This window comes from Pantoea sp. Morm, assembly GCF_016643525.1.
GTDB lineage: Bacteria > Pseudomonadota > Gammaproteobacteria > Enterobacterales > Enterobacteriaceae > Pantoea > Pantoea dispersa.
Genome location: NZ_VOQX01000006.1, coordinates 1 through 20,644, shown reverse-complemented (window position 1 = coordinate 20,644; position 20,644 = coordinate 1). Strand labels below are relative to the sequence as shown.

Genomic DNA, 20,644 nt, shown 5'->3' with positions numbered 1-20,644 from the left:
TGCCTTCAGTGACGATCAAAACGTGTTAATTTTTCACTTCATACAGCGGCGTAACGCCTGCCACCACGGTACCGCCTGCCAGCAGATTCAGACCAGCGAAATCATCGCTGTTGCTGACCACCACCGGGCTGATCATCGAACGCGCATTGGCGTTGAGGAAGTCCAGATCCATTTCGAGGATCGGCTGACCCGCTGTGACGGTTGCGCCCTCTTCCACCAGACGGGTAAACCCTTTACCTTCCAGCGCGACGGTGTCGAGCCCCATGTGCACGACAATCTCGACGCCATTTTCGGCTTCAAGGCAGAATGCATGGTTGGTGTTGAAGATTTTCACCACGGTACCCGCCACCGGCGCGACGACAGTTTTATCGCTCGGTTTGATCGCCAGGCCATCGCCTACCGCTTTGCTGGCGAAAGCTTCATCCGGCACGTTTTCCAGCGCTACCACTTCGCCACTGACCGGTGCCAGCAGCGTTGCAATCACCTTTTTCTCGCTGTTGCGCACGGCCTGGGGCTGAGCAGCAGCAGGCGCAGCGGTTGTTGCCGCTGCTGGCGCAGCTGCGCCGGCCACCGGGCCTTTACTCAGTACGGTTTTCATCGCGGTCGCAATGCTTTCGGCTTGCGTACCAACAATGATCTGCACGCTCTGCTTGTTAAGGCGGATCACGCCAGAAGCACCGAGGCGTTTAGCTACACTCTCATTCACCTGCGCAGAGTCTTTCACATTCAGACGCAGACGGGTGATGCAGGCGTCGATGTTGGTCAGGTTGTCAGAACCGCCTATCGCACCGATATAGCGACGCGCCAGTGATTCGGTTTCGCTCTCACCGTTGCTGCTGTGATCAACGTTGACGTCGTAGCCGTCTGTCTCATCACCGGCAGCCAGCTCGCGGCCCGGCGTCAGCAGGTTGAATTTCTGAATGGTGAAGCGGAACACCACATAGTAGATGACGAAGAACACCAGACCCTGCGGGATCAGCATCCACCAGTGCACAGCCAGCGGGTTACGCGTCGACAGCACCATGTCCACCAGACCGGCACTGAAACCGAAACCGGCAATCCAGTGCATGCTGGCAGCGATGAAGACCGAAATACCGGTCAGCACGGCGTGGATTACATACAGCACTGGCGCCACGAACATGAAGGAGAATTCCAGCGGCTCGGTGATGCCGGTGAAGAAAGCGGCGAATGCCGCTGCCAGCATGATACCACCGACTTTAGCGCGGTTTTCCGGACGTGAGCAGTGATAGATTGCCAGCGCCGCACCCGGCAGACCGAACATCATGATCGGGAAGAAGCCCGCCTGATAGCGACCGGTGATACCCGGGATGCCGGTACCGTTGGCGATAGACTGCGCGCCGCCAAGGAATTTCGGAATGTCGTTGATGCCCGCCACATCGAACCAGAACACCGAGTTCAGCGCGTGGTGCAGGCCAACCGGAATCAGCAGACGGTTAAAGAAGGCGTACACGCCCGCACCGACCGAGCCCAGTTTCTGAATGTGCTCACCAAAGCTCACCAGACCGCCGAAAATGATCGGCCAGACGTACATCAGGATAAAGGCGACCACAATCATCAGGAAGGAAACCAGGATAGGAACCAGACGGCGACCGCTGAAGAACGACAGCGCCTTAGGCAGCTCAACGTGGCTAAAGCGGTTATAGACTTCCGCCGAGAGAATGCCCACCAGGATGCCGACAAACTGGTTATTGATTTTACCGAAGGCGGCAGGAACCTGCTCCACCGGCATTTTCTGAATCATGGCCACCGCGGCGGGTGAACACAGGGTAGTAACCACGAGGAAACCTACAAAGCCGGTTAATGCCGCTGCACCGTCTTTATCTTTTGACATGCCGTAAGCCACACCAATGGCGAACAGCACGGACATGTTGTCGATGATGGCAGAACCCGATTTGATCAGCAGTGCTGCCAGCGCATTGCCTGCGCCCCAGCTGTCAGGATCGATCCAGTAACCTACCCCCATCAGGATTGCCGCTGCCGGCAGGGTCGCTACCGGCACCATAAGCGCGCGGCCGACCTTTTGCAGATATCCTAAAATACTCACCTTATTCTCCCCCTATGAGACTGGCGTTTTGCCGTGATGCGGGTTGATTTTATTATCCCGGCACCCGGTACCTTGATGACACACTTCACCACGTGGCGCAGTGTAAAGATAAATTAATTCGCCTCGCAAATTAAAACCAGTGTAACTGTGACTTTAATCACCAAAATGGACGTTTTTCACTGCGAAATGCTAGCCACCACCACAAACTTATTTTATGATGAAAAATATCAGGTCGCACTTTTCCAACGCCGCGAGCGCGCAAACGGGTTACCCTATAAGCAGCCAGCTGCAGCAGTAAACGCGACCCTAACTTTCCAATCTTAACTGAGGTGAAGACATGAGACTGATCCCTTTGGCCACACCGACCCAGGTGGGTAAATGGGCTGCACGCCATATCGTTAATCGCATCAATGCCTTTAAACCCAGCGCAGACCGTCCCTTTGTGCTGGGACTGCCAACCGGCGGTACGCCGCTGGAAGCCTACAAGCACCTGATCGAGATGCATAAAGCGGGCCAGGTTAGTTTCAAACACGTGATCACCTTCAATATGGATGAGTATGTCGGTCTGCCGAAAGAGCATCCGGAAAGCTATCACAGCTTTATGTACCGTAACTTTTTCGATCACGTTGATATTCAACCAGAAAATATCAATCTTCTGAATGGCAATGCCGAAGATATTGACGCAGAATGTCGCCAATACGAAGAGAAGATCCGCGCACTGGGTAAAATCCACCTGTTTATGGGCGGCGTCGGCAACGATGGCCACATTGCGTTCAACGAACCGGCTTCTTCGCTCTCTTCCCGCACCCGCATTAAAACCCTGACGCACGACACCCGTGTGGCGAACTCGCGTTTCTTCGACGGCGATGTTGATCAGGTGCCTAAATATGCCCTGACCGTGGGCGTCGGCACGCTGCTGGATGCGGAAGAAGTGATGATTCTGGTGACCGGCCACGTCAAAGCCCAGGCGCTGCAGGCGGCGGTAGAAGGTAACGTCAACCACATGTGGACCATCAGCTGCCTGCAGCTGCACCCGAAAGCGGTGGTGGTGTGTGATGAGCCAGCCACCATGGAACTGAAAGTGAAAACCGTGAAATATTTCCGCGAAATGGAAGCGGAAAATATGAAGGGTGTGTAACAACACGTTGTAGAAAGCCTGCTGTTAAGCGCAGCAGGTTCAGCCGGGAGAAGAGATGATGTACGCATTAGTTAACGGCCGGATTTTTACCGGTCATGAAGTTCTGGACAATCACGCCGTGGTGATTGCCAATGGCCTGATTGAGCGTGTCTGCCCGCGCGATGCGCTGGACGCCGCGATTCCACAACAGGATGTGGCTGGTGCGTTCATCGCTCCCGGATTTATCGACCTGCAGCTCAACGGCTGCGGCGGCGTGCAGTTCAACGACGACATCAATGCCCTGAGCGTGGAAACGCTGGAGATCATGCAGCGTGCCAATGAAAAATCCGGCTGCACCAGCTATTTACCGACGCTGATTACCAGCAGTGATGAACTGATGAAGCGCGCAATTGAAACCATGCGTGCTTACCTGGCGAAGCATCAGAATCAGGCGCTGGGCCTGCATCTGGAAGGTCCGTGGCTGAATAAAGAGAAGAAAGGTACTCACAATCCGCAGCTGATTCGTTTGCCGGATGCGGAACTGGTGGATTTCCTGTGCGCCAACGCTGACGTCATCACCAAAGTTACGCTGGCGCCGGAAAATGCGGGCAGCGCGGTGATTCGCCAGCTGCGTGACGCCGGGATTATTGTGTCATCTGGTCACTCCAATGCCACCTATGCCGAAGCCAAAGCGGGCATCAGCGCGGGCGTCACCTTTGCCACCCACCTGTATAACGCCATGAGCGCCTTTAGCGGTCGTGAGCCAGGTCTTATCGGTGCGCTGTTTGATTCGGCTGATGTATACTGCGGCATTATTGCAGACGGTTTACATGTCAATTACGCTAACGTGCGCAATGCAAAACGAATCAAAGGCGACAAACTGGTGCTGGTGACCGATGCCACCGCGCCGGCCGGTGCGTCGATTGATCAATTCATTTTTGCAGGTAAAACAATATACTATCGCGACGGCCTGTGCGTAGATGAGAACGGTACCCTGAGCGGATCTGCGCTGACCATGATTGAAGCGGTGCAGAATAGCGTGGAACATTGTGGTATCGCGCTGGACGAAGCGCTGCGCATGGCGACCCTGTATCCGGCAAGGGCAATGGGTGTGGAAAGGCAGTTTGGTACGGTGGAAGCAGGAAAAGTCGCCAACCTCACTGTCTTTACCCGCGATTATCAAATCACTAAGACGTTCGTCAACGGAGACAACGTCCTCAGCGAGTAAGTACTGAATGACCACTGGCGGCCAGACTCAAATAGGAAATGTCGATCTTGTCAAACAACTTAACAGTGCAGCTGTTTACCGGCTGATTGATCAACAGGGGCCGATTTCGCGTATTCAGATTGCCGAACTCAGCCAGCTTGCGCCCGCCAGCGTCACCAAAATTACCCGTCAGCTTATCGAACGCGGCCTCATCAAAGAGGTGGAGCAACAGGCCTCCACCGGTGGGCGCCGCGCCATCTCCATCATCACCGAAACCCGCCATTTTCATACCATCGGCGTGCGCCTGGGGCGCAACGATGCCACGCTGACGCTGTTTGATCTCAGCGGAAAATCGCTGGCGCAGGAAGATTATCCGCTGCCGGAGCGCACCCAGGAGACGCTGGAGAACGCGCTGTTCAACGCCATCAGTGCCTTTATGAGCACGCACCAGCGTAAAATTCATGAGCTGATCGCTATCGCGGTGATCCTGCCGGGGCTGGTCGACCCGATTAACGGCATCATTCGCTACATGCCGCACATTGCCGTCAGCCACTGGCCGCTGGTGGCGAGCCTGAAAAAACGCTTTAACGTCACCAGTTTTGTCGGGCACGATATCCGCAGCCTGGCGCTGGCTGAGCACTATTTCGGTGCAAGCCGCGACTGTGCAGACTCCATTCTGGTGCGTTTACACCGCGGAACCGGCGCCGGCATCATCGCGAACGGCCACATTTTCCTCGGCAGCAATGGCAACGTGGGTGAGATTGGTCATATTCAGGTCGATCCGCTCGGCGAACGCTGCCACTGTGGCAACTTTGGCTGCCTCGAAACCATTGCCGCCAATGGCGCGATTGAGAACCGCGTGCGCCACCTGCTCAATCAGGGTTATCCCAGCAGCCTGACGCTGGATGATTGCCAGATGCCGCAAATCTGCCGCGCCGCCAATCAGGGCGACGCGCTGGCCTGCGAAGTGATCGAGTACGTTGGCCGCTATCTCGGCAAAGCGATCGCTATCGCCATTAACCTGTTTAACCCGCAAAAAGTGGTGCTGGCCGGCGAAATTACCGATGCCGATAAAGTGCTGTTCCCGGCGATTGAGGGCTGCATTAACACCCAGGCGTTGAACGCGTTTCGCAAAAATCTGCCCGTGGTGCGGTCTGAGCTGGACCATCGTTCGGCAATTGGCGCTTTCGCGCTGGCAAAACGCGCTATGCTGAATGGCATTCTGCTGCAGCACCTGCTGGAAGAATAATAGAAAGCCTGCCGGCTGGCAGGCCCGACCGGAAGCCATCTATGACCATCAAAAGCGTAATCTGTGACATCGACGGCGTGTTGATGCACGACAATACCGCCGTGAAAGGCGCAAACGAATTCCTGCAGCGCATTCTGGAAAAAGAGATGCCGCTGGTGGTACTGACCAACTATCCATCACAAACTGCGCAGGATCTGGCCAACCGCTTTGCCAACGCCGGCGTCGACATCCCGGATTCGGTGTTTTACACCTCCGCCATGGCCACCGCGGATTTCCTGCGTCGTCAGGAGGGCAAAAAAGCCTACGTGATTGGTGAAGGCGCGCTGATTCATGAACTGTATAAAGCCGGTTTTACCATCACTGACGTCAACCCGGATTTCGTCATCGTCGGCGAGACGCGATCGTTTAACTGGGAGATGATGCATAAAGCCGCCTTCTTTGTGGCCAACGGTGCACGTTTTATCGCGACCAATCCTGATACCCACGCACGCGGCTTTGTGCCGGCCTGTGGCGCGCTCTGTGCCGGTATCGAAACCATTTCCGGCCGCAAACCGTTTTATGTCGGTAAGCCCAGCCCTTACATCATGCGCGCCGCACTGAATAAAATGCATGCGCATTCAGAAGAGACGGTGATTGTGGGCGATAACCTGCGCACCGATATTCTGGCTGGCTTCCAGGCCGGTCTGGAAACCATTCTGGTGCTGTCCGGCGTCTCTACGCTGAGCGATATCGACGCCATGCCGTTCCGTCCGGACTGGATCTACCCTTCCGTGGCTGATATCGACCTGTTCTGATTCGCGTCATGCTGTCTGCTTATGGCCCTGCTCGCCGTTACGGTGTGCAGGGCTTTTTTATGTGTCTGGCATAGCGCTGTGATTCAGCCGCTGACGCGGCCTCATCGGTTGCGCACAAAACCATCACTTCTGACAATTCATTAGACACCATCTAATTTAATAGTTAAATTTTTGAATAAAATTCAACATTACTTCACACCAACAATCTTTTTATCAGTATTTGGTGATTTCGCTTGCGTTACCACTATCAATTAGCGCATTTTCTTATACATCACGCAGCGCAGTCTGCCGGACAAACAAGTCAATAACATCGCCACAGGGTGAGATCAGGAGTCAGTTATGTGTTCGATTTTTGGTGTGCTGGATCTGAAGACCGATCCTGTTGAACTGCGCAAGAAAGCGCTGGAATGTTCGCGTCTGATGCGTCACCGCGGCCCGGACTGGTCAGGTGTCTTCGCTGATGACAAAGCCATTCTGGTGCACGAGCGCCTGTCCATCGTTGACGTGAACAACGGCGCCCAGCCGCTGTACAACGCGGATCACACCCACGTACTGGCTGTTAACGGCGAAATTTATAACCACCAGGCGCTGCGCGCGGAACTGAGCGATCGCTACGCGTTCCAGACGGGTTCAGACTGCGAAGTCATCCTCGCGCTGTATCAGGAAAAAGGCCTCGACTTCCTCGACGACCTGCAGGGCATGTTCGCCTTCATTCTGTGGGACAGCGTCAAACAGCAGTATCTGATTGGCCGCGATCACATCGGTATTATTCCGCTCTATATGGGCAACGATGAGCACGGCAACCTGTATGTTGCTTCTGAAATGAAAGCGCTGGTGCCGGTGTGCCGCAGCATCAAAGAATTCCCGCCGGGAAGCTACCTCTCCAGCACCGATGGCGAAATCCGTCGTTACTGGCAGCGTGACTGGATGGATTTTGCCGCCGTGGCGCAAAACACCACCGATGCCGCTGGCCTGAAGCACGCGCTGGAAGAGTCAGTGAAGAGTCACCTGATGTCAGACGTACCGTACGGCGTGCTGCTGTCCGGCGGCCTCGACTCTTCCATCATCTCTGCGGTGACCAAGCGCTTTGCCGCCAAACGTGTGGAAGATCAGGACAAGAGCGATGCATGGTGGCCGCAGCTGCACTCGTTTGCCGTCGGTCTGGAAGGATCGCCGGATCTGAAAGCGGCGCAGGCGGTGGCCGATCACCTCGGTACCGTGCACCATGAAATTCACTTCACCGTGCAGGAAGGTCTGGATGCGATCCGCGATGTGATTTACCACATCGAAACCTACGATGTGACCACCATTCGCGCGTCGACGCCAATGTATCTGATGTCGCGTAAAATCAAAGCGATGGGCATCAAAATGGTGCTGTCCGGTGAAGGCGCGGACGAAGTGTTTGGTGGTTACCTCTACTTCCATAAAGCACCGAACGCCCAGGAGTTCCACGAAGAAAACGTGCGTAAGCTGCTGGCACTGCACATGTTTGACTGCGCGCGCGCTAACAAAGCGATGTCGGCGTGGGGCGTGGAAGCACGTGTGCCGTTCCTTGATAAAAAATTCCTTGATGTCGCGATGCGCATCAACCCGGAAGACAAAATGTGCGGCAGCAACGGCAAAATGGAAAAACACATTCTGCGTGAGTGTTTCTCCTCTTACCTGCCGGAGAGCGTGGCGTGGCGTCAGAAAGAGCAGTTCTCTGATGGCGTAGGCTACAGCTGGATTGACACGCTGAAAGAAGTGGCGGCGAAGCAGATTAGCGAGCAGCAGCTGGCGACCGCACATTTCCGCTTCCCGCACAACACGCCAACCTCGAAAGAAGCGTATCTGTACCGCGAGATCTTTGAGGAGCTGTTCCCACTGCCAAGCGCGGCAGAGTGCGTGCCGGGCGGTCCATCCGTGGCCTGTTCGTCGGCGAAAGCCATTGAGTGGGATGAAGCGTTTAAATCGATGGACGATCCGTCTGGCCGTGCGGTAGGCGTGCATCAGTCAGCGTACAAATAAGCATTTTCTTTATGCGTATAAGGGGCCCATTGTGGCCCCTTTTTCTTGCATCTGACGCGGATACGATCGAAAATTGCCGAATAAATCATCAGCCTGGTTACAAGCCAGACAAACAGGCGCGTTAAGGCAAAAAACGGCAAAAAATTTGTTGACGCTACAAAGCTCAATACGCATAATGCGCCCCGCAACGCCGATGAAGGTAACGCGAAAAAAGATGGCTACGTAGCTCAGTTGGTTAGAGCACATCACTCATAATGATGGGGTCACAGGTTCGATTCCCGTCGTAGCCACCATCTTTTTGCGGGAGTGGCGAAATTGGTAGACGCACCAGATTTAGGTTCTGGCGCCGCAAGGTGTGCGAGTTCAAGTCTCGCCTCCCGCACCATTTCAGTCTTCGGCAGCCGGATGGGGTATCGCCAAGCGGTAAGGCACCGGTTTTTGATACCGGCATTCCCTGGTTCGAATCCAGGTACCCCAGCCAATCCGATGCACTCTCGTGGATACGAGTCGACGAATGGGATATCGCCAAGCGGTAAGGCACCGGTTTTTGATACCGGCATTCCCTGGTTCGAATCCAGGTATCCCAGCCATCATCGGGCGCAGTAAAGCAGTACAATCTGGCTACGTAGCTCAGTCGGTTAGAGCACATCACTCATAATGATGGGGTCACAGGTTCGATTCCCGTCGTAGCCACCAAACAAATTGGGGTGTCGCCAAGCGGTAAGGCAGTGGATTCTGATTCCACCATTCCGGGGTTCGAATCCCTGCACCCCAGCCATACAAAGACAATTTGACCAAACACCTATTGGGGTGTCGCCAAGCGGTAAGGCACCGGATTCTGATTCCGGCATTCCGGGGTTCGAATCCCTGCACCCCAGCCAAATTGCACAACAGGCCCGCTTTTGCGGGCTTTGTTGTTTTTGTCGTTCCTCAATTTCACGCCTTATACAACAGATGGCGCCGCCACGATTGCGGCGCCCGGTGTGTTTACAACCCCAGCGCGTAACGCAGCACCTGACGCTTGAGCACGCCAGCATTCTCTGCCGCAATCAGTCCAAGGTTACGCACCACACGCAGCGGCGGCAGCGCGTTGCTAAAGGCGAAGTAGAACAGATCCATACCGCCCTGCATCAGCAAATTATCTTTGTAGCGCTGACGGTGATAACGCTGCAGAACCGGCAGCGATGACCAGCGCTGCGCCTGACTGCGCGCGTCCACCAGCGTATCAATCAACGCATCCACATCGCGGTAGCCGAGATTAACCCCTTGCCCGGCCAGCGGATTGATGGTGTGTGCAGCATCACCGACCAGCGCCAGGCCCGGCAGCACGTAGCGTGTGGCATGGCGGCGCACCAGCGGAAACGACGCCGCGTTCTTCACCTCGAAGCGGCCGACACGCGCCGGGAAGTTGGCCTGTACTTCTTTGGCCAGCTGGCTGAGCGGCAGATTTTGCAGCTGACGGATCCGCGCCGGCGCGTCGTACCACACCAGCGAAGCGTGGCGATCGAACAGCGGCAGAAACGCGCGCGGTCCGTCCGGCGTAAATTGCTGCCAGGTGGCATCGCCGGCCTCGTGTTCACACTCAACGCTGATTAGCATGCAGGATTGCGCATAGTTCCAGCCGCGCACGCCGATACCCGCCAGCTGGCGCACGCGCGAATTAGCACCATCGGCCCCCACCACCAGCTGGCTATCCAGCGTGCTCCCGTCATCCAGCTGCAGCTGCCAGCCGCCGCTATGCGCCTGCAGCGCCTGCAGTGAGGCTGGACACAGCAGCGTTACGCCATCCTGCTGCATCTGCTCCCACAGCGCGCGCTGCAGCACGCTGTTTTCCACCATATAGCCCAGCTCGGGAATGCCCAGTGCAGCCGCGTCAAAGGTGACGTGTGCGCTTTGCCACTCCCAGGTTTCCAGCTTGCGGTAGGGCGCGCTGCGCATCGCCTGGACACGCGGCCAGACATTGAGCTGGCGCAGCAGCGCCACCGATGACGCACCAATTGCGGAGATGCGTATATCCGGCGCCAGGCTGGCGTCAAACGCGGCCGGTTCAGCACGCTCAATCACCGCCACGCGAAACTGCTGTTGCGCCAGACCACAGGCCAGCGCGGCACCGACCATGCCGCCGCCCACCACCACCACATCAAACTGTGAATCCTGCATTGACTCTTATCCTTCTGATTGCCGTGACGCCTTGCGGCAGCACTCTATGTGGCAAAGTGTACCGGAAATTTACCGCACCAGCAGAAAAGCCCTGCTAACCTTGTGCTTCAGCCGTGCATGTTTAACGCACCTGGCGTATGAAATATAACCGGGCATCATGCCCTCAATGCAAGGATCTCCCCGGGAGCTTACATCAGTAAGTGACCGGGGGAGCCGCGCGCAGCCAACGCACCTGGCGTGCGAAGTATGACGGGCATGCTGGTCACACCCGCGCCAAAGCATTACAATACGCGCCCTGCACTTCTCTGCTCAGAATCAATGGCTAGTTCAATGACCAAAAAACTGCATATCAAAACCTGGGGCTGTCAGATGAACGAATATGATTCATCGAAGATGGCTGACCTACTGAACAGCACGCACGGCTATACCCTGACGGAGGAAGCCGAAGACGCAGACGTACTGCTGCTGAATACCTGCTCCATCCGTGAGAAGGCGCAGGAAAAAGTGTTTCACTTGCTGGGACGTTGGAAGAAGCTGAAGGCGAAGAATCCTGAGCTGATTATTGGCGTGGGCGGCTGTGTGGCTTCGCAGGAGGGCGATAAAATTCGCCAGCGCGCGCAGTGCGTGGACATCGTTTTTGGCCCGCAGACGCTGCATCGTCTGCCGGAGATGATTAATCAGGTGCGCGGCAGCAAAAGCCCGATTGTTGACGTCTCGTTCCCGGAAATCGAAAAGTTTGATCGCCTGCCGGAGCCGCGCGCTGAAGGTCCGACTGCTTTTGTCTCGATCATGGAAGGCTGCAATAAGTATTGCACTTTCTGCGTGGTGCCTTATACGCGCGGCGAGGAAGTGAGCCGTCCCTGCGATGACATCCTGCTGGAAGTTGCCCAGCTGGCGGCGCAGGGCGTGCGTGAAGTGAATCTGCTGGGGCAGAACGTCAACGCTTATCGCGGCGCGACCTTTGACGACCAGATTTGTACCTTTGCCGAGCTGCTGCGTCTGGTGGCCGCGATTGACGGAATTGACCGGATTCGTTTCACCACCAGCCATCCGATTGAGTTCACCGACGACATCATCGACGTTTATCGTGATACGCCGGAGCTGGTGAGCTTCCTGCACCTGCCAGTGCAGAGCGGTGCCGATCGTATTCTGACGCTGATGAAGCGAGCGCACACTGCGCTGGAGTACAAAGCGATTATCCGTAAGCTGGTGGCCGCGCGCCCGGATATCCAGATCAGTTCAGATTTCATCATTGGCTTCCCGGGCGAAACCCAGCAGGATTTCGAGCAGACCATGAAGCTCATCGGCGAAGTTAATTTCGACACCAGCTTCAGCTTTATCTATTCGGCGCGTCCGGGGACGCCAGCGGCCGATCTGCCGGACGACGTGCCGGAAGAGGAGAAGAAGCAGCGTCTGTACATTTTGCAGGATCGCATCAATCAGCAGGCGATGGCATGGAGCCGCCGCATGCTTGGTACCGTTCAGCGTATTCTGGTGGAAGGTACCTCACGTAAGAATGTGATGGAGCTGACCGGCCGTACCGAAAACAACCGCGTAGTCAACTTTGAAGGCGACGTGCGCATGATCGGTAAATTTGTTGATGTCGAAATCGTCGATGTTTATACCAATTCGCTGCGTGGCGTCGTGGTTCGCACCGAAGAGGAGATGGGCCTGCGCGTCGCGGAGAGTCCGGCATCGGTGATTGCGCGTACGCGTAAAGAGGATGAGATCGGCGTGGGCCTGTATCAACCTTGAGACCGCGATTACTGAGCGACAGCGCACAACGCGCTGTCGCCTGTTTCATCCCGCAGCCCTTGCTTTCCGCAGCTGCCGCCCAAATATCTCCCCTGAAGCTTGCGCCCGGGCGCGACCCCATAAATAATTCCGTAAAGATGCTGACGCCTGGCGTACGGTATCTGCTATTTCTTTCAACTGGCCCTGAGTGACCCAAAGGATTCATTTGAATATCGAAACTCGTGAAATCGCCCTTGAACCGGCAGACAATCGTCGACTGATGAGCCTGTGCGGTCCGTTTGATGACAACGTAAAACAGCTGGAGCGCCGTCTGGGCATTGAGATCAATCGCCGCGACAACCTGTTTAAGCTGGTCGGCCGCGCGCTGAGTGTCGAGGCGGCCGCCAATATTCTGCGTTCGCTGTATGTTGATACCGCGCCGGTGCGCGGCCAGATCCCGGACATTGAACCGGATCAGATCCATCTGGCGATCAAAGAGAGTCGCGTGCTGGAGCAGACGGCCGACAGCGTGCCGGAGTACGGTAAAGCGGTAAACATCAAGACCAAGCGCGGCGTGATTAAACCGCGTACGCCAAACCAGGCGCAGTACATCGCCAATATTCTCGATCACGACATCACCTTCGGCATTGGGCCGGCCGGGACCGGGAAAACCTATCTGGCGGTCGCCGCCGCGGTGGATGCGCTGGAGCGGCAGGAAATTCGCCGTATTCTGCTGACGCGTCCGGCGGTCGAAGCCGGCGAAAAGCTCGGCTTCCTGCCCGGCGATCTCAGTCAGAAAGTCGATCCTTACCTGCGTCCGCTGTATGACGCCCTGTTTGAAATGCTGGGCTTCGAGCGCGTCGAGAAGCTGATGGAGCGCAACGTGATTGAAGTCGCGCCGCTGGCCTACATGCGCGGCCGTACGCTGAATGACGCGTTCGTGATTCTCGATGAGAGCCAGAACACCACCATCGAACAGATGAAGATGTTCCTGACGCGTATCGGCTTCAACTCCAAAGCGGTGATTACCGGTGACGTGACGCAGATTGACCTGCCGCGCAGCACCAAATCCGGTCTGCGCCACGCCATTGAAGTGCTGGCCAACGTGGAAGAGATCAGCTTCAACTTTTTCCACAGCGAAGACGTGGTGCGTCATCCGGTGGTCGCACGCATTGTTAATGCTTATGAAGCCTGGGAAGAAGCGGACCAGAAACGCCGTGATAAACTGGCGGAAGAGCGTAAGCGTGAGGCGCAGGCGGCACAAACTGCCAGCCAGCCGACGCCGCAGGAGCCTTCATGAGCACGGTGATTTTAGATTTGCAGCTGGCATGTGCCGATGAAAACGGCCTGCCCGCAGAAGCGGCGTTTCAGCGCTGGCTGGAGGCGGCGGTCACGCCGTTTCAGCCTGAGAGCGAAGTCACGATACGGCTGGTCGATGAAGCGGAGAGTCATGAGCTTAATCTGACTTATCGCGGCAAAGATAAGCCAACTAATGTGCTGTCGTTTCCGTTCGAAGCACCGCCGGGCATTGAGCTGCCGCTGCTGGGCGACCTGATTATTTGTCGTCAGGTTGTTGAGCAGGAAGCGGCCGAACAGGGCAAAAGCCCTGAAGCGCACTGGGCACACATGGTGGTTCACGGCACGCTGCATCTGCTGGGTTATGACCATATTGAAGACGAGGAAGCTGAAGAGATGGAAGCGCTCGAGACCGAGATAATGCTTGCTCTTGGCTATCCCGATCCGTACATTTCGGAAAAAGAAGACGCCTGAACCGCCGGTTCAGGACATTGCGCTGCTGGCGAGGATGCCGGCAGTTCCTTTCCCTCATTCGAGAGAACTAAATAAAAACGCCATGAGCGACGACCATTCTCAAAACAACGACGCACCCAGTAGTAAAAAGGGTTTTTTCTCCCTGTTAATCAATCAGCTTTTCCACGGCGAACCCAAAAACCGTGACGAACTGCTGGGGCTGATCCGCGATTCTGAGCAAAAAGAGCTGATCGACCAGGACACCCGCGACATGCTGGAAGGGGTGCTGGATATTGCCGAACAGCGCGTGCGCGACATCATGATCCCGCGCTCGCAGATGATTACCCTGAAGCGCAACCAGAGCCTTGAAGAGTGCCTGGCGGTGATTATTGAATCTGCCCACTCGCGCTTCCCGGTGATCAGCGAAGATAAAGACCATGTTGAAGGCATTCTGATGGCGAAAGATCTGCTGCCGTTTATGAGCAGCAGCGCCGAGCCATTCAGCATGGAAAAAGTGCTGCGCCCGGTGGTGGTGGTGCCTGAGAGCAAGCGCGTCGATCGCATGCTCAAAGAGTTCCGCTCGCAGCGCTATCATATGGCGATCGTCATTGATGAGTTCGGTGGTGTCTCCGGACTGGTGACCATCGAAGATATCCTTGAGCTGATCGTCGGCGAAATTGAAGACGAATATGACGACGAAGAAGATCGCGATATCCGTCAGCTCAACCGCCACACCTATACGGTGCGTGCGCTGACGCCGATTGAGGATTTCAATGAGGTATTTGGTAGCGATTTCAGCGATGACGAAGTCGATACCATTGGCGGTCTGGTGATGCAGGGATTCGGCCATCTGCCGGCGCGCGGTGAAAGCATCGACATTGAGGGTTACCAATTCAAAGTTGCGATGGCTGACAGCCGCCGTATCATCCAGGTGCATGTGAAAATTCCGGAAGACTCTCCGCAACCGCAACTGGAAGACGAATAATTTTATGGCATTAGCCTCTCTCTACTCGCAGCAGCGGGTTCGCCTGCTGCTGGCGTTAATTCTGGGTGCCGCGGGCACCCTTTCCTTTTCCCCGTATGATTTCTGGCCCGCCGCCCTGCTCTCTCTGGCCGGTTTGCAGCTGCTGTTGCTGGATCGCCGCAGCGCCCATGCGGCAGGCATCGGTTTTGCCTGGGGCTTTGGCCTGTTCGGCAGCGGCATCAACTGGGTGTACGTCAGCATTGCGACGTTTGGCGGCATGCCCGGCCCGGTCAATGTGTTCCTCGTGGTGCTGCTCGCCGCCTATCTGGCGCTCTACCCGCTGCTGTTTGCCCTGCTGCTGAACCGCTTCTGGCCGCGGGCCACGCTGTGGCGCATGGCGCTGGCGGCACCGGCGCTGTGGCAGATCACCGAGTTTCTGCGCGGCTGGGTGCTGACCGGCTTTCCGTGGCTGCAGTTTGGCTACAGCCAGATCGATGGGCCGCTGAAAGGCCTGGCGCCGCTGGCTGGCGTGGAAACCATCACCTTCCTGCTAATGGTGATTGCCGGCCTGCTGGCCTCGGCCTGCTACCACCGCAGCGTGAAAAACCTGATTATCGCCGTCGCGCTGCTGCTGCTGCCGTGGCCACTGCGGATGCTGCAGTGGTATGAGCCGCTGCCGCAGCGCAGCGTCAATGTAGCGATGGTGCAGGGCAATATTCCGCAGTCAATGAAGTGGGATCCGCAGCAGCTGCTGACCACGCTGCGCGTCTATACCGCATACAGCAAGCCGTTTTTCGGCAAAGCGCCAATCATCATCTGGCCGGAGTCGGCAATTACCGATCTGGAGAGTAATCAGCAGCCGTTTCTGCATGCGCTGGATGACGAACTGCGCGCGCGCGGCAGCACGCTGATCACCGGCATTGTTGATTCGCGCGTGGAGAGCGATAACCGCTATCACGATTACAACTCGGTGATTGTGCTGGGCGGCGCGCAGCCTTACAGCTATCAGAGCCGCAACCGCTACCAGAAAAACCACCTGGTGCCGTTTGGCGAGTTTGTGCCGCTGGAAGGTCTGCTGCGTCCGCTGGCGCCGTTCTTCGACCTGCCGATGTCCTCGTTCAGCCGTGGCGCCTACCTGCAGCCGCAGCTGAAAGTGGCGGGTTACAACCTCACCAGCGCCATTTGCTATGAGATCGTGCTGGGCGAACAGGTGCGCGCTAACTTCCGTCCGGACACCAACTTCCTGCTGACGGTATCGAACGATGCCTGGTTCGGTCATTCGATTGGTCCGTGGCAGCATTTCCAGATGGCACGCATGCGCGCGCTGGAGCTGGGTCGCCCGCTGCTGCGCTCAACCAACAACGGTGTTACCGCAGTGGTGAATGCGCAGGGAGACGTGGAGAACATCATCCCGCAGTTCACCCGCGAAGTGCTGAGCGCAACAGTCACGCCTGCCAGCGGAGAAACGCCGTATGCACGCGTCGGTATCTGGCCGGTATGGCTGCTGACGCTGGCGGGCATCGTGCTGGCGATTTTACGCCGCCGCGCCTGATATCCCGCCCTCTCACCAGGCGAAGCGCTGGCTTCGCCTTTTTTCTGCGCAGTTTTCCGCTCCCTTTATCCTTAGTCACCGCCACTTTCTGCTGCCTTTTTGCCCGCTCTCCGCGTACTGGCACGATCATTGCTAATTATTTCAGTGGTTTTAGCAACATCGGTGATTTGTCAGCGTAATGCCACGTTTGCGCACTATTATCTGGCACCGAAGCGCACTTAATTGGCGCAGAGGCTGTTTTTTGCCTCTTATTGGTGCGGAGCGGCTCGCAAAAAACGAACTTTTTTGTTTCATTACGTTAACAATTCGCTATGTTAATCACTATCCTGCGCGCAGTTGCGCTAAGGGATAATTAAAAAAGCAGCAGGAAATACACACAACATCACAATCTGCGCAGTTTATGTTCTGCGCAACATTCACACGAAGGAGTAGGAACATGCAGATTCGCAAAGTGGCATTATCGCTTCTGCTGTTGGGCGCAGCAGCGGGCGCGGCCCAGGCGGAAGATCTCACCGGCACCCTGAAAAAAATCAATGATAGTGGCGTGATTGTCGTGGGGCACCGTGAGTCATCCGTTCCCTTTTCTTACTACGACAACCAGCAGAAAGTGGTGGGCTATTCGCAGGACTACTCCAACGCCATTGTTGCCGCCATCAAAGCGAAACTGAATAAGCCGGATCTGCAGGTCAAAATGCTGCCGATCACCTCACAAAACCGTATTCCGCTGCTGCAGAACGGCACCTACGATTTCGAGTGTGGCTCGACCACCAATAACGTAGAACGTCAGCAGCAGGCGGCGTTCTCTGACACCATCTTCATCATCGGTACGCGTCTGCTGGTGAAAAAAGGTGGCGACATTAAAGATTTCGCCGATCTGAAAGGCAAAACCGTGGTCGTCACCTCGGGCACCACCTCTGAGATTCTGCTGCGCAAGCTGAATGACGAGAAGAAAATGGATATGCGCATCATCAGCGCGAAAGATCACGGTGACTCGTTCCGCACGCTGGAAACCGGTCGCGCAGTGGCCTTCATGATGGATGACGCGCTGCTGGCCGGTGAACGTGCCAAGGCGAAGAAACCGGATAACTGGGAAATCACTGGTACGCCGCAGTCCAAAGAAGCTTATGGCTGCATGCTGCGTAAAGACGATGCGCCGTTTAAACAGCTGATGGATGACACCATCGCCAAAGCGCAGACATCGGGTGAAGCCACCAAATGGTTCGATACCTGGTTCAAACAGCCAATTCCGCCGAAGAACCTGAACCTGAACTTCGAGCTGTCTTCTGACATGCAGGCGCTGTTTAAAGCACCGAACGACAAAGCACTCTGAATTAACAATGAAAACAAGGGCGGCACTGCTGCCCTCTCGATTGCTGAACACGCGGTGCGGACAGACAGACTGTAACAGGCCGTTCCCCTGAAGCAGGACACAAGACACCGCTCAACAATCTTATGGGTAGCCTCGCTACCCTTTTTTTACCGGAGCTCGTTATGGGTATCGATTGGAACTGGGGCATCTTTTTACAGCAGGCTCCGTTCGGCAATACGACTTACCTCGGCTGGCTGTGGTCCGGATTTCAGGTGACCGTCGCGGTCTCCTGCTGCGCCTGGATTATCGCCTTCCTGGTAGGTTCCTTCTTTGGCATTCTGCGTACCGTGCCTAATCGCTGGCTGTCCACGATTGGCACCTGCTACGTGGAGCTGTTTCGTAATATCCCGCTGATAGTGCAGTTCTTCTTCTGGTATCTGGTGGCGCCAGAACTGGTCGGGGAGAAGCTCGGCATGTGGTTTAAGGCTGAACTGGACCCGAACATCCAGTTTTTCCTCTCTTCAACCATCTGTCTCGGTCTGTTCACCGCCGCACGCGTGTGTGAGCAGGTGCGCGCCGCGATTCAGTCGCTGCCGCGCGGCCAGAAAAACGCCGGTCTGGCGATGGGCCTGACACTGCCGCAGACCTACCGCTACGTGCTGCTGCCTAACGCCTACCGCGTGATTGTGCCGCCGATGACCTCGGAAATGCTTAACCTGGTGAAGAACTCCGCCATCGCCTCTACCATCGGTCTGGTCGACCTGGCGGCGCAGGCGGGCAAGCTGCTGGATTACTCGGCGCATGCCTATGAATCTTTCACCGCTATCACCCTGGCCTACGTCGGTATTAACCTGGTGATCATGCTGATTATGAGTCTGGTAGAACGCAAAATCCGCCTGCCCGGCAACCTGGGAGGCAAATAATGTACGATTTTGACTGGAGTTCGATTCCGCCCAGCCTGCCCTATCTGCTGAACGGCATGATCATTACGCTGAAAATCACGGCGGTGGCGGTGGTGTTTGGCATTATCTGGGGCACCATTCTGGCGGTGATGCGTTTGTCCGCGTTCGCCCCGATCCGCTGGTTCGCCAAACTGTACGTGAACCTGTTCCGCTCGGTACCGCTGGTGATGGTGCTGCTGTGGTTCTATCTGGTGGTTCCCAGCTTTCTGCAGCAGGTGCTTGGACTGTCGCCAAAAACCGATATCCGCCTGATCTCCGCCATGGTGGCGTTTGCGCTGTTTGAAGCCGCTTACTATTCGGAGATTATCCGCGCCGGTATCCAGAGCATCTCGCGCGGTCAGTCCAACGCGGCGCTGGCGCTGGGTATGACGCAGTGGCAGTCGATGAAGCTGATCATCCTGCCGCAGGCGTTCCGCGCCATGGTGCCGCTGCTGCTGACGCAGGGCATCGTGCTGTTCCAGGACACCTCGCTGGTGTATGTGTTGAGCCTGGCGGACTTCTTCCGCACCGCGTCCACTATCGGTGAACGTGACGGTACCCAGGTAGAAATGGTTCTGTTTGCCGGTCTGGTCTACTTCGTGATCAGCCTGAGCGCTTCGCTGTTGGTCAGTTATCTGAAAAGAAAAAGGACGGTTTAAATGATTAGCCTGAAAAATGTTTCTAAGTGGTATGGGCACTTTCAGGTGCTGACCGACTGCTCCACCGAAGTGAAGAAAGGTGAGGTAGTGGTGGTCTGCGGACCGTCCGGCTCGGGTAAATCGACGCTGATTAAAACGGTGAACGGGCTGGAGCCTGTGCAGCAGGGCAGCATTCAGGTGAACGGTACCGAGGTGAACAACAAAAAAACCAATCTCGCCCAACTGCGCAGCAAAGTGGGCATGGTGTTCCAGCACTTCGAACTGTTCCCGCATCTCAGCATCATTGATAACCTGGTGCTGGCGCAGGTGAAAGTGCTGAAGCGCGACAAAACTGCCGCGCGCGACAAGGGCCTTGCCCTGCTGAAGCGCGTGGGTCTGGCGGCGCATGCGGAGAAATTCCCTGGTCAGCTGTCTGGCGGTCAGCAGCAGCGCGTCGCCATCGCCCGTGCGCTGTGCATGGATCCTATCGCCATGCTGTTCGATGAACCGACTTCCGCACTGGATCCGGAGATGATCAACGAAGTGCTGGACGTCATGGTGGAATTAGCCAACGAAGGCATGACGATGATGGTGGTGACGCACGAGATGGGCTTTGCACGCAAAGTGGCGAATCGTGTCATCTTTATGGACGAAGGGAAGATCGTTGAAGATACCAACAAGGATGACTTCTTCAGCAATCCGCAGTCCGACCGCGCCAAAGACTTCCTCGCGAAGATCCTGCACTGATACTCACCATTCTGGCGGTCCACGGACCGCCAGCGTCAGGGCTTATCTTGCCCCTCCTGCCCTTCACCAAAATCGATATATTGCTGCTGTGATGCGCACCATTAAGCTTCATCATCGCGGTAACTAAATGCGCGCATACCGCCGCACCTGTTTTTTACGGCAGAAGGGATCCTGAACTAAGCCGGACGTCACGCGGCAGGGATGCCGCGTGTCGAGGCACGCAGGGATGCGGGTTTTGCCGATCCGGGCGTGTTCAGGTTCCCTTCTGGCAGTCCGCACGCCTTCAGCAACAATACTTTTTTTGCTTCAGAGCACGGTGATAATTCAGGGCTCAAACGGCTGACGCTGGAACTGATCGTGGCCGCACTCCGGGCAGCGCGTCAGGCTTTCCGGGGTGTAAATCGCCCGGGT

Annotated in this window: 17 protein-coding genes and 7 tRNA genes; 22 read left to right on the top strand and 2 right to left on the bottom strand. The window is 56.2% G+C overall.

The features are described 5' to 3' along the window. Positions 1-25: 25 nt before the first annotated feature. Complete coding sequence (gene nagE / locus FT726_RS03530) at positions 26-2,059, bottom strand: N-acetylglucosamine-specific PTS transporter subunit IIBC (protein ID WP_031279883.1); 2,034 nt, start codon at positions 2,057-2,059, stop codon at positions 26-28. A gap of 343 nt (positions 2,060-2,402) precedes the next feature. Here nagE and nagB point away from each other — a divergent pair, with 343 nt between their 5' ends. From nagB to FT726_RS03470, 12 genes are all read left to right on the top strand, one after another. Then, entirely contained in the window at positions 2,403-3,203 is an 801-nt protein-coding gene (gene nagB / locus FT726_RS03525; RefSeq protein ID WP_031279884.1) for a glucosamine-6-phosphate deaminase, read from the top strand. A gap of 58 nt (positions 3,204-3,261) precedes the next feature. Then, complete coding sequence (nagA, locus tag FT726_RS03520; RefSeq protein WP_278427566.1) at positions 3,262-4,410, top strand: N-acetylglucosamine-6-phosphate deacetylase; 1,149 nt, start codon at positions 3,262-3,264, stop codon at positions 4,408-4,410. A 7-nt stretch (positions 4,411-4,417) separates the two neighbouring features. Then, positions 4,418-5,638 (top strand): N-acetylglucosamine repressor, encoded by a 1,221-nt coding sequence (locus tag FT726_RS03515; protein WP_058757890.1) that lies wholly within the window; start codon positions 4,418-4,420, stop codon positions 5,636-5,638. Between the two features lie 41 nt (positions 5,639-5,679). Further along, positions 5,680-6,432, top strand: a complete 753-nt coding sequence (locus FT726_RS03510; protein ID WP_021508565.1) for an HAD-IIA family hydrolase — start codon at positions 5,680-5,682, stop codon at positions 6,430-6,432. Between the two features lie 339 nt (positions 6,433-6,771). Next, positions 6,772-8,439, top strand: coding sequence for an asparagine synthase B (gene asnB / locus FT726_RS03505; protein ID WP_059012579.1), 1,668 nt, complete (start codon positions 6,772-6,774; stop codon positions 8,437-8,439). Positions 8,440-8,655: 216 nt separating this feature from the next. Then, positions 8,656-8,732: transfer RNA gene (locus tag FT726_RS03500), tRNA-Met, on the top strand. Between the two features lie 7 nt (positions 8,733-8,739). Further along, positions 8,740-8,824 (top strand) — tRNA-Leu (locus tag FT726_RS03495). A gap of 21 nt (positions 8,825-8,845) precedes the next feature. Beyond that, positions 8,846-8,920: transfer RNA gene (locus FT726_RS03490), tRNA-Gln, on the top strand. A gap of 34 nt (positions 8,921-8,954) precedes the next feature. Continuing rightward, positions 8,955-9,029, top strand: a tRNA-Gln gene (locus FT726_RS03485). A 29-nt stretch (positions 9,030-9,058) separates the two neighbouring features. Next, positions 9,059-9,135, top strand: a tRNA-Met gene (locus FT726_RS03480). Positions 9,136-9,142: 7 nt separating this feature from the next. Then, positions 9,143-9,217: transfer RNA gene (locus FT726_RS03475), tRNA-Gln, on the top strand. Positions 9,218-9,245: 28 nt separating this feature from the next. Continuing rightward, a tRNA-Gln gene (locus FT726_RS03470) sits at positions 9,246-9,320 on the top strand. Positions 9,321-9,426: 106 nt separating this feature from the next. Here the strand turns inward: FT726_RS03470 and ubiF are convergent. Beyond that, positions 9,427-10,599 (bottom strand): 3-demethoxyubiquinol 3-hydroxylase, encoded by a 1,173-nt coding sequence (ubiF, locus tag FT726_RS03465; RefSeq protein ID WP_288422807.1) that lies wholly within the window; start codon positions 10,597-10,599, stop codon positions 9,427-9,429. Between the two features lie 330 nt (positions 10,600-10,929). On the opposite strand from ubiF, the gene miaB reads away from it, so the two are divergent. The 10 genes from miaB to FT726_RS03415 all read left to right on the top strand — a co-directional run. Further along, complete coding sequence (miaB, locus tag FT726_RS03460) at positions 10,930-12,354, top strand: tRNA (N6-isopentenyl adenosine(37)-C2)-methylthiotransferase MiaB (RefSeq protein ID WP_021508568.1); 1,425 nt, start codon at positions 10,930-10,932, stop codon at positions 12,352-12,354. Positions 12,355-12,559: 205 nt separating this feature from the next. After that, positions 12,560-13,633: a PhoH family protein gene (locus FT726_RS03455; protein WP_058757893.1), complete on the top strand. Its 1,074-nt coding sequence runs from the start codon at positions 12,560-12,562 to the stop codon at positions 13,631-13,633. Then, positions 13,630-14,103, top strand: a complete 474-nt coding sequence (gene ybeY / locus FT726_RS03450; protein ID WP_010616134.1) for an rRNA maturation RNase YbeY — start codon at positions 13,630-13,632, stop codon at positions 14,101-14,103. The genes FT726_RS03455 and ybeY overlap by 4 nt, the downstream gene beginning before the upstream one ends. 82 nt (positions 14,104-14,185) lie before the next feature. Further along, positions 14,186-15,067 (top strand): CNNM family magnesium/cobalt transport protein CorC, encoded by an 882-nt coding sequence (gene corC, locus FT726_RS03445; protein ID WP_021508571.1) that lies wholly within the window; start codon positions 14,186-14,188, stop codon positions 15,065-15,067. A gap of 4 nt (positions 15,068-15,071) precedes the next feature. Then, positions 15,072-16,598 carry an apolipoprotein N-acyltransferase gene (gene lnt / locus FT726_RS03440; RefSeq protein WP_346302402.1) on the top strand — a complete coding sequence of 509 codons (1,527 nt, stop codon included), beginning with the start codon at positions 15,072-15,074 and terminating at the stop codon, positions 16,596-16,598. Between the two features lie 436 nt (positions 16,599-17,034). Continuing rightward, a complete protein-coding gene (locus FT726_RS03435; RefSeq protein ID WP_021508573.1) occupies positions 17,035-17,928 on the top strand; it encodes a glutamate/aspartate ABC transporter substrate-binding protein in 894 nt (297 codons plus the stop codon). Between the two features lie 161 nt (positions 17,929-18,089). Continuing rightward, positions 18,090-18,830 (top strand): amino acid ABC transporter permease, encoded by a 741-nt coding sequence (locus tag FT726_RS03430; protein WP_021508574.1) that lies wholly within the window; start codon positions 18,090-18,092, stop codon positions 18,828-18,830. Continuing rightward, a complete protein-coding gene (gene gltK, locus FT726_RS03425) occupies positions 18,830-19,507 on the top strand; it encodes a glutamate/aspartate ABC transporter permease GltK (RefSeq protein ID WP_021508575.1) in 678 nt (225 codons plus the stop codon). Before FT726_RS03430 ends, gltK begins: the two co-directional genes overlap by 1 nt. Continuing rightward, positions 19,508-20,233, top strand: a complete 726-nt coding sequence (locus FT726_RS03420) for an amino acid ABC transporter ATP-binding protein (protein ID WP_058757895.1) — start codon at positions 19,508-19,510, stop codon at positions 20,231-20,233. Between the two features lie 201 nt (positions 20,234-20,434). Next, positions 20,435-20,644 (top strand): hypothetical protein (locus FT726_RS03415; protein WP_346302401.1); only part of this gene is annotated, 210 nt, incomplete at its 3' end.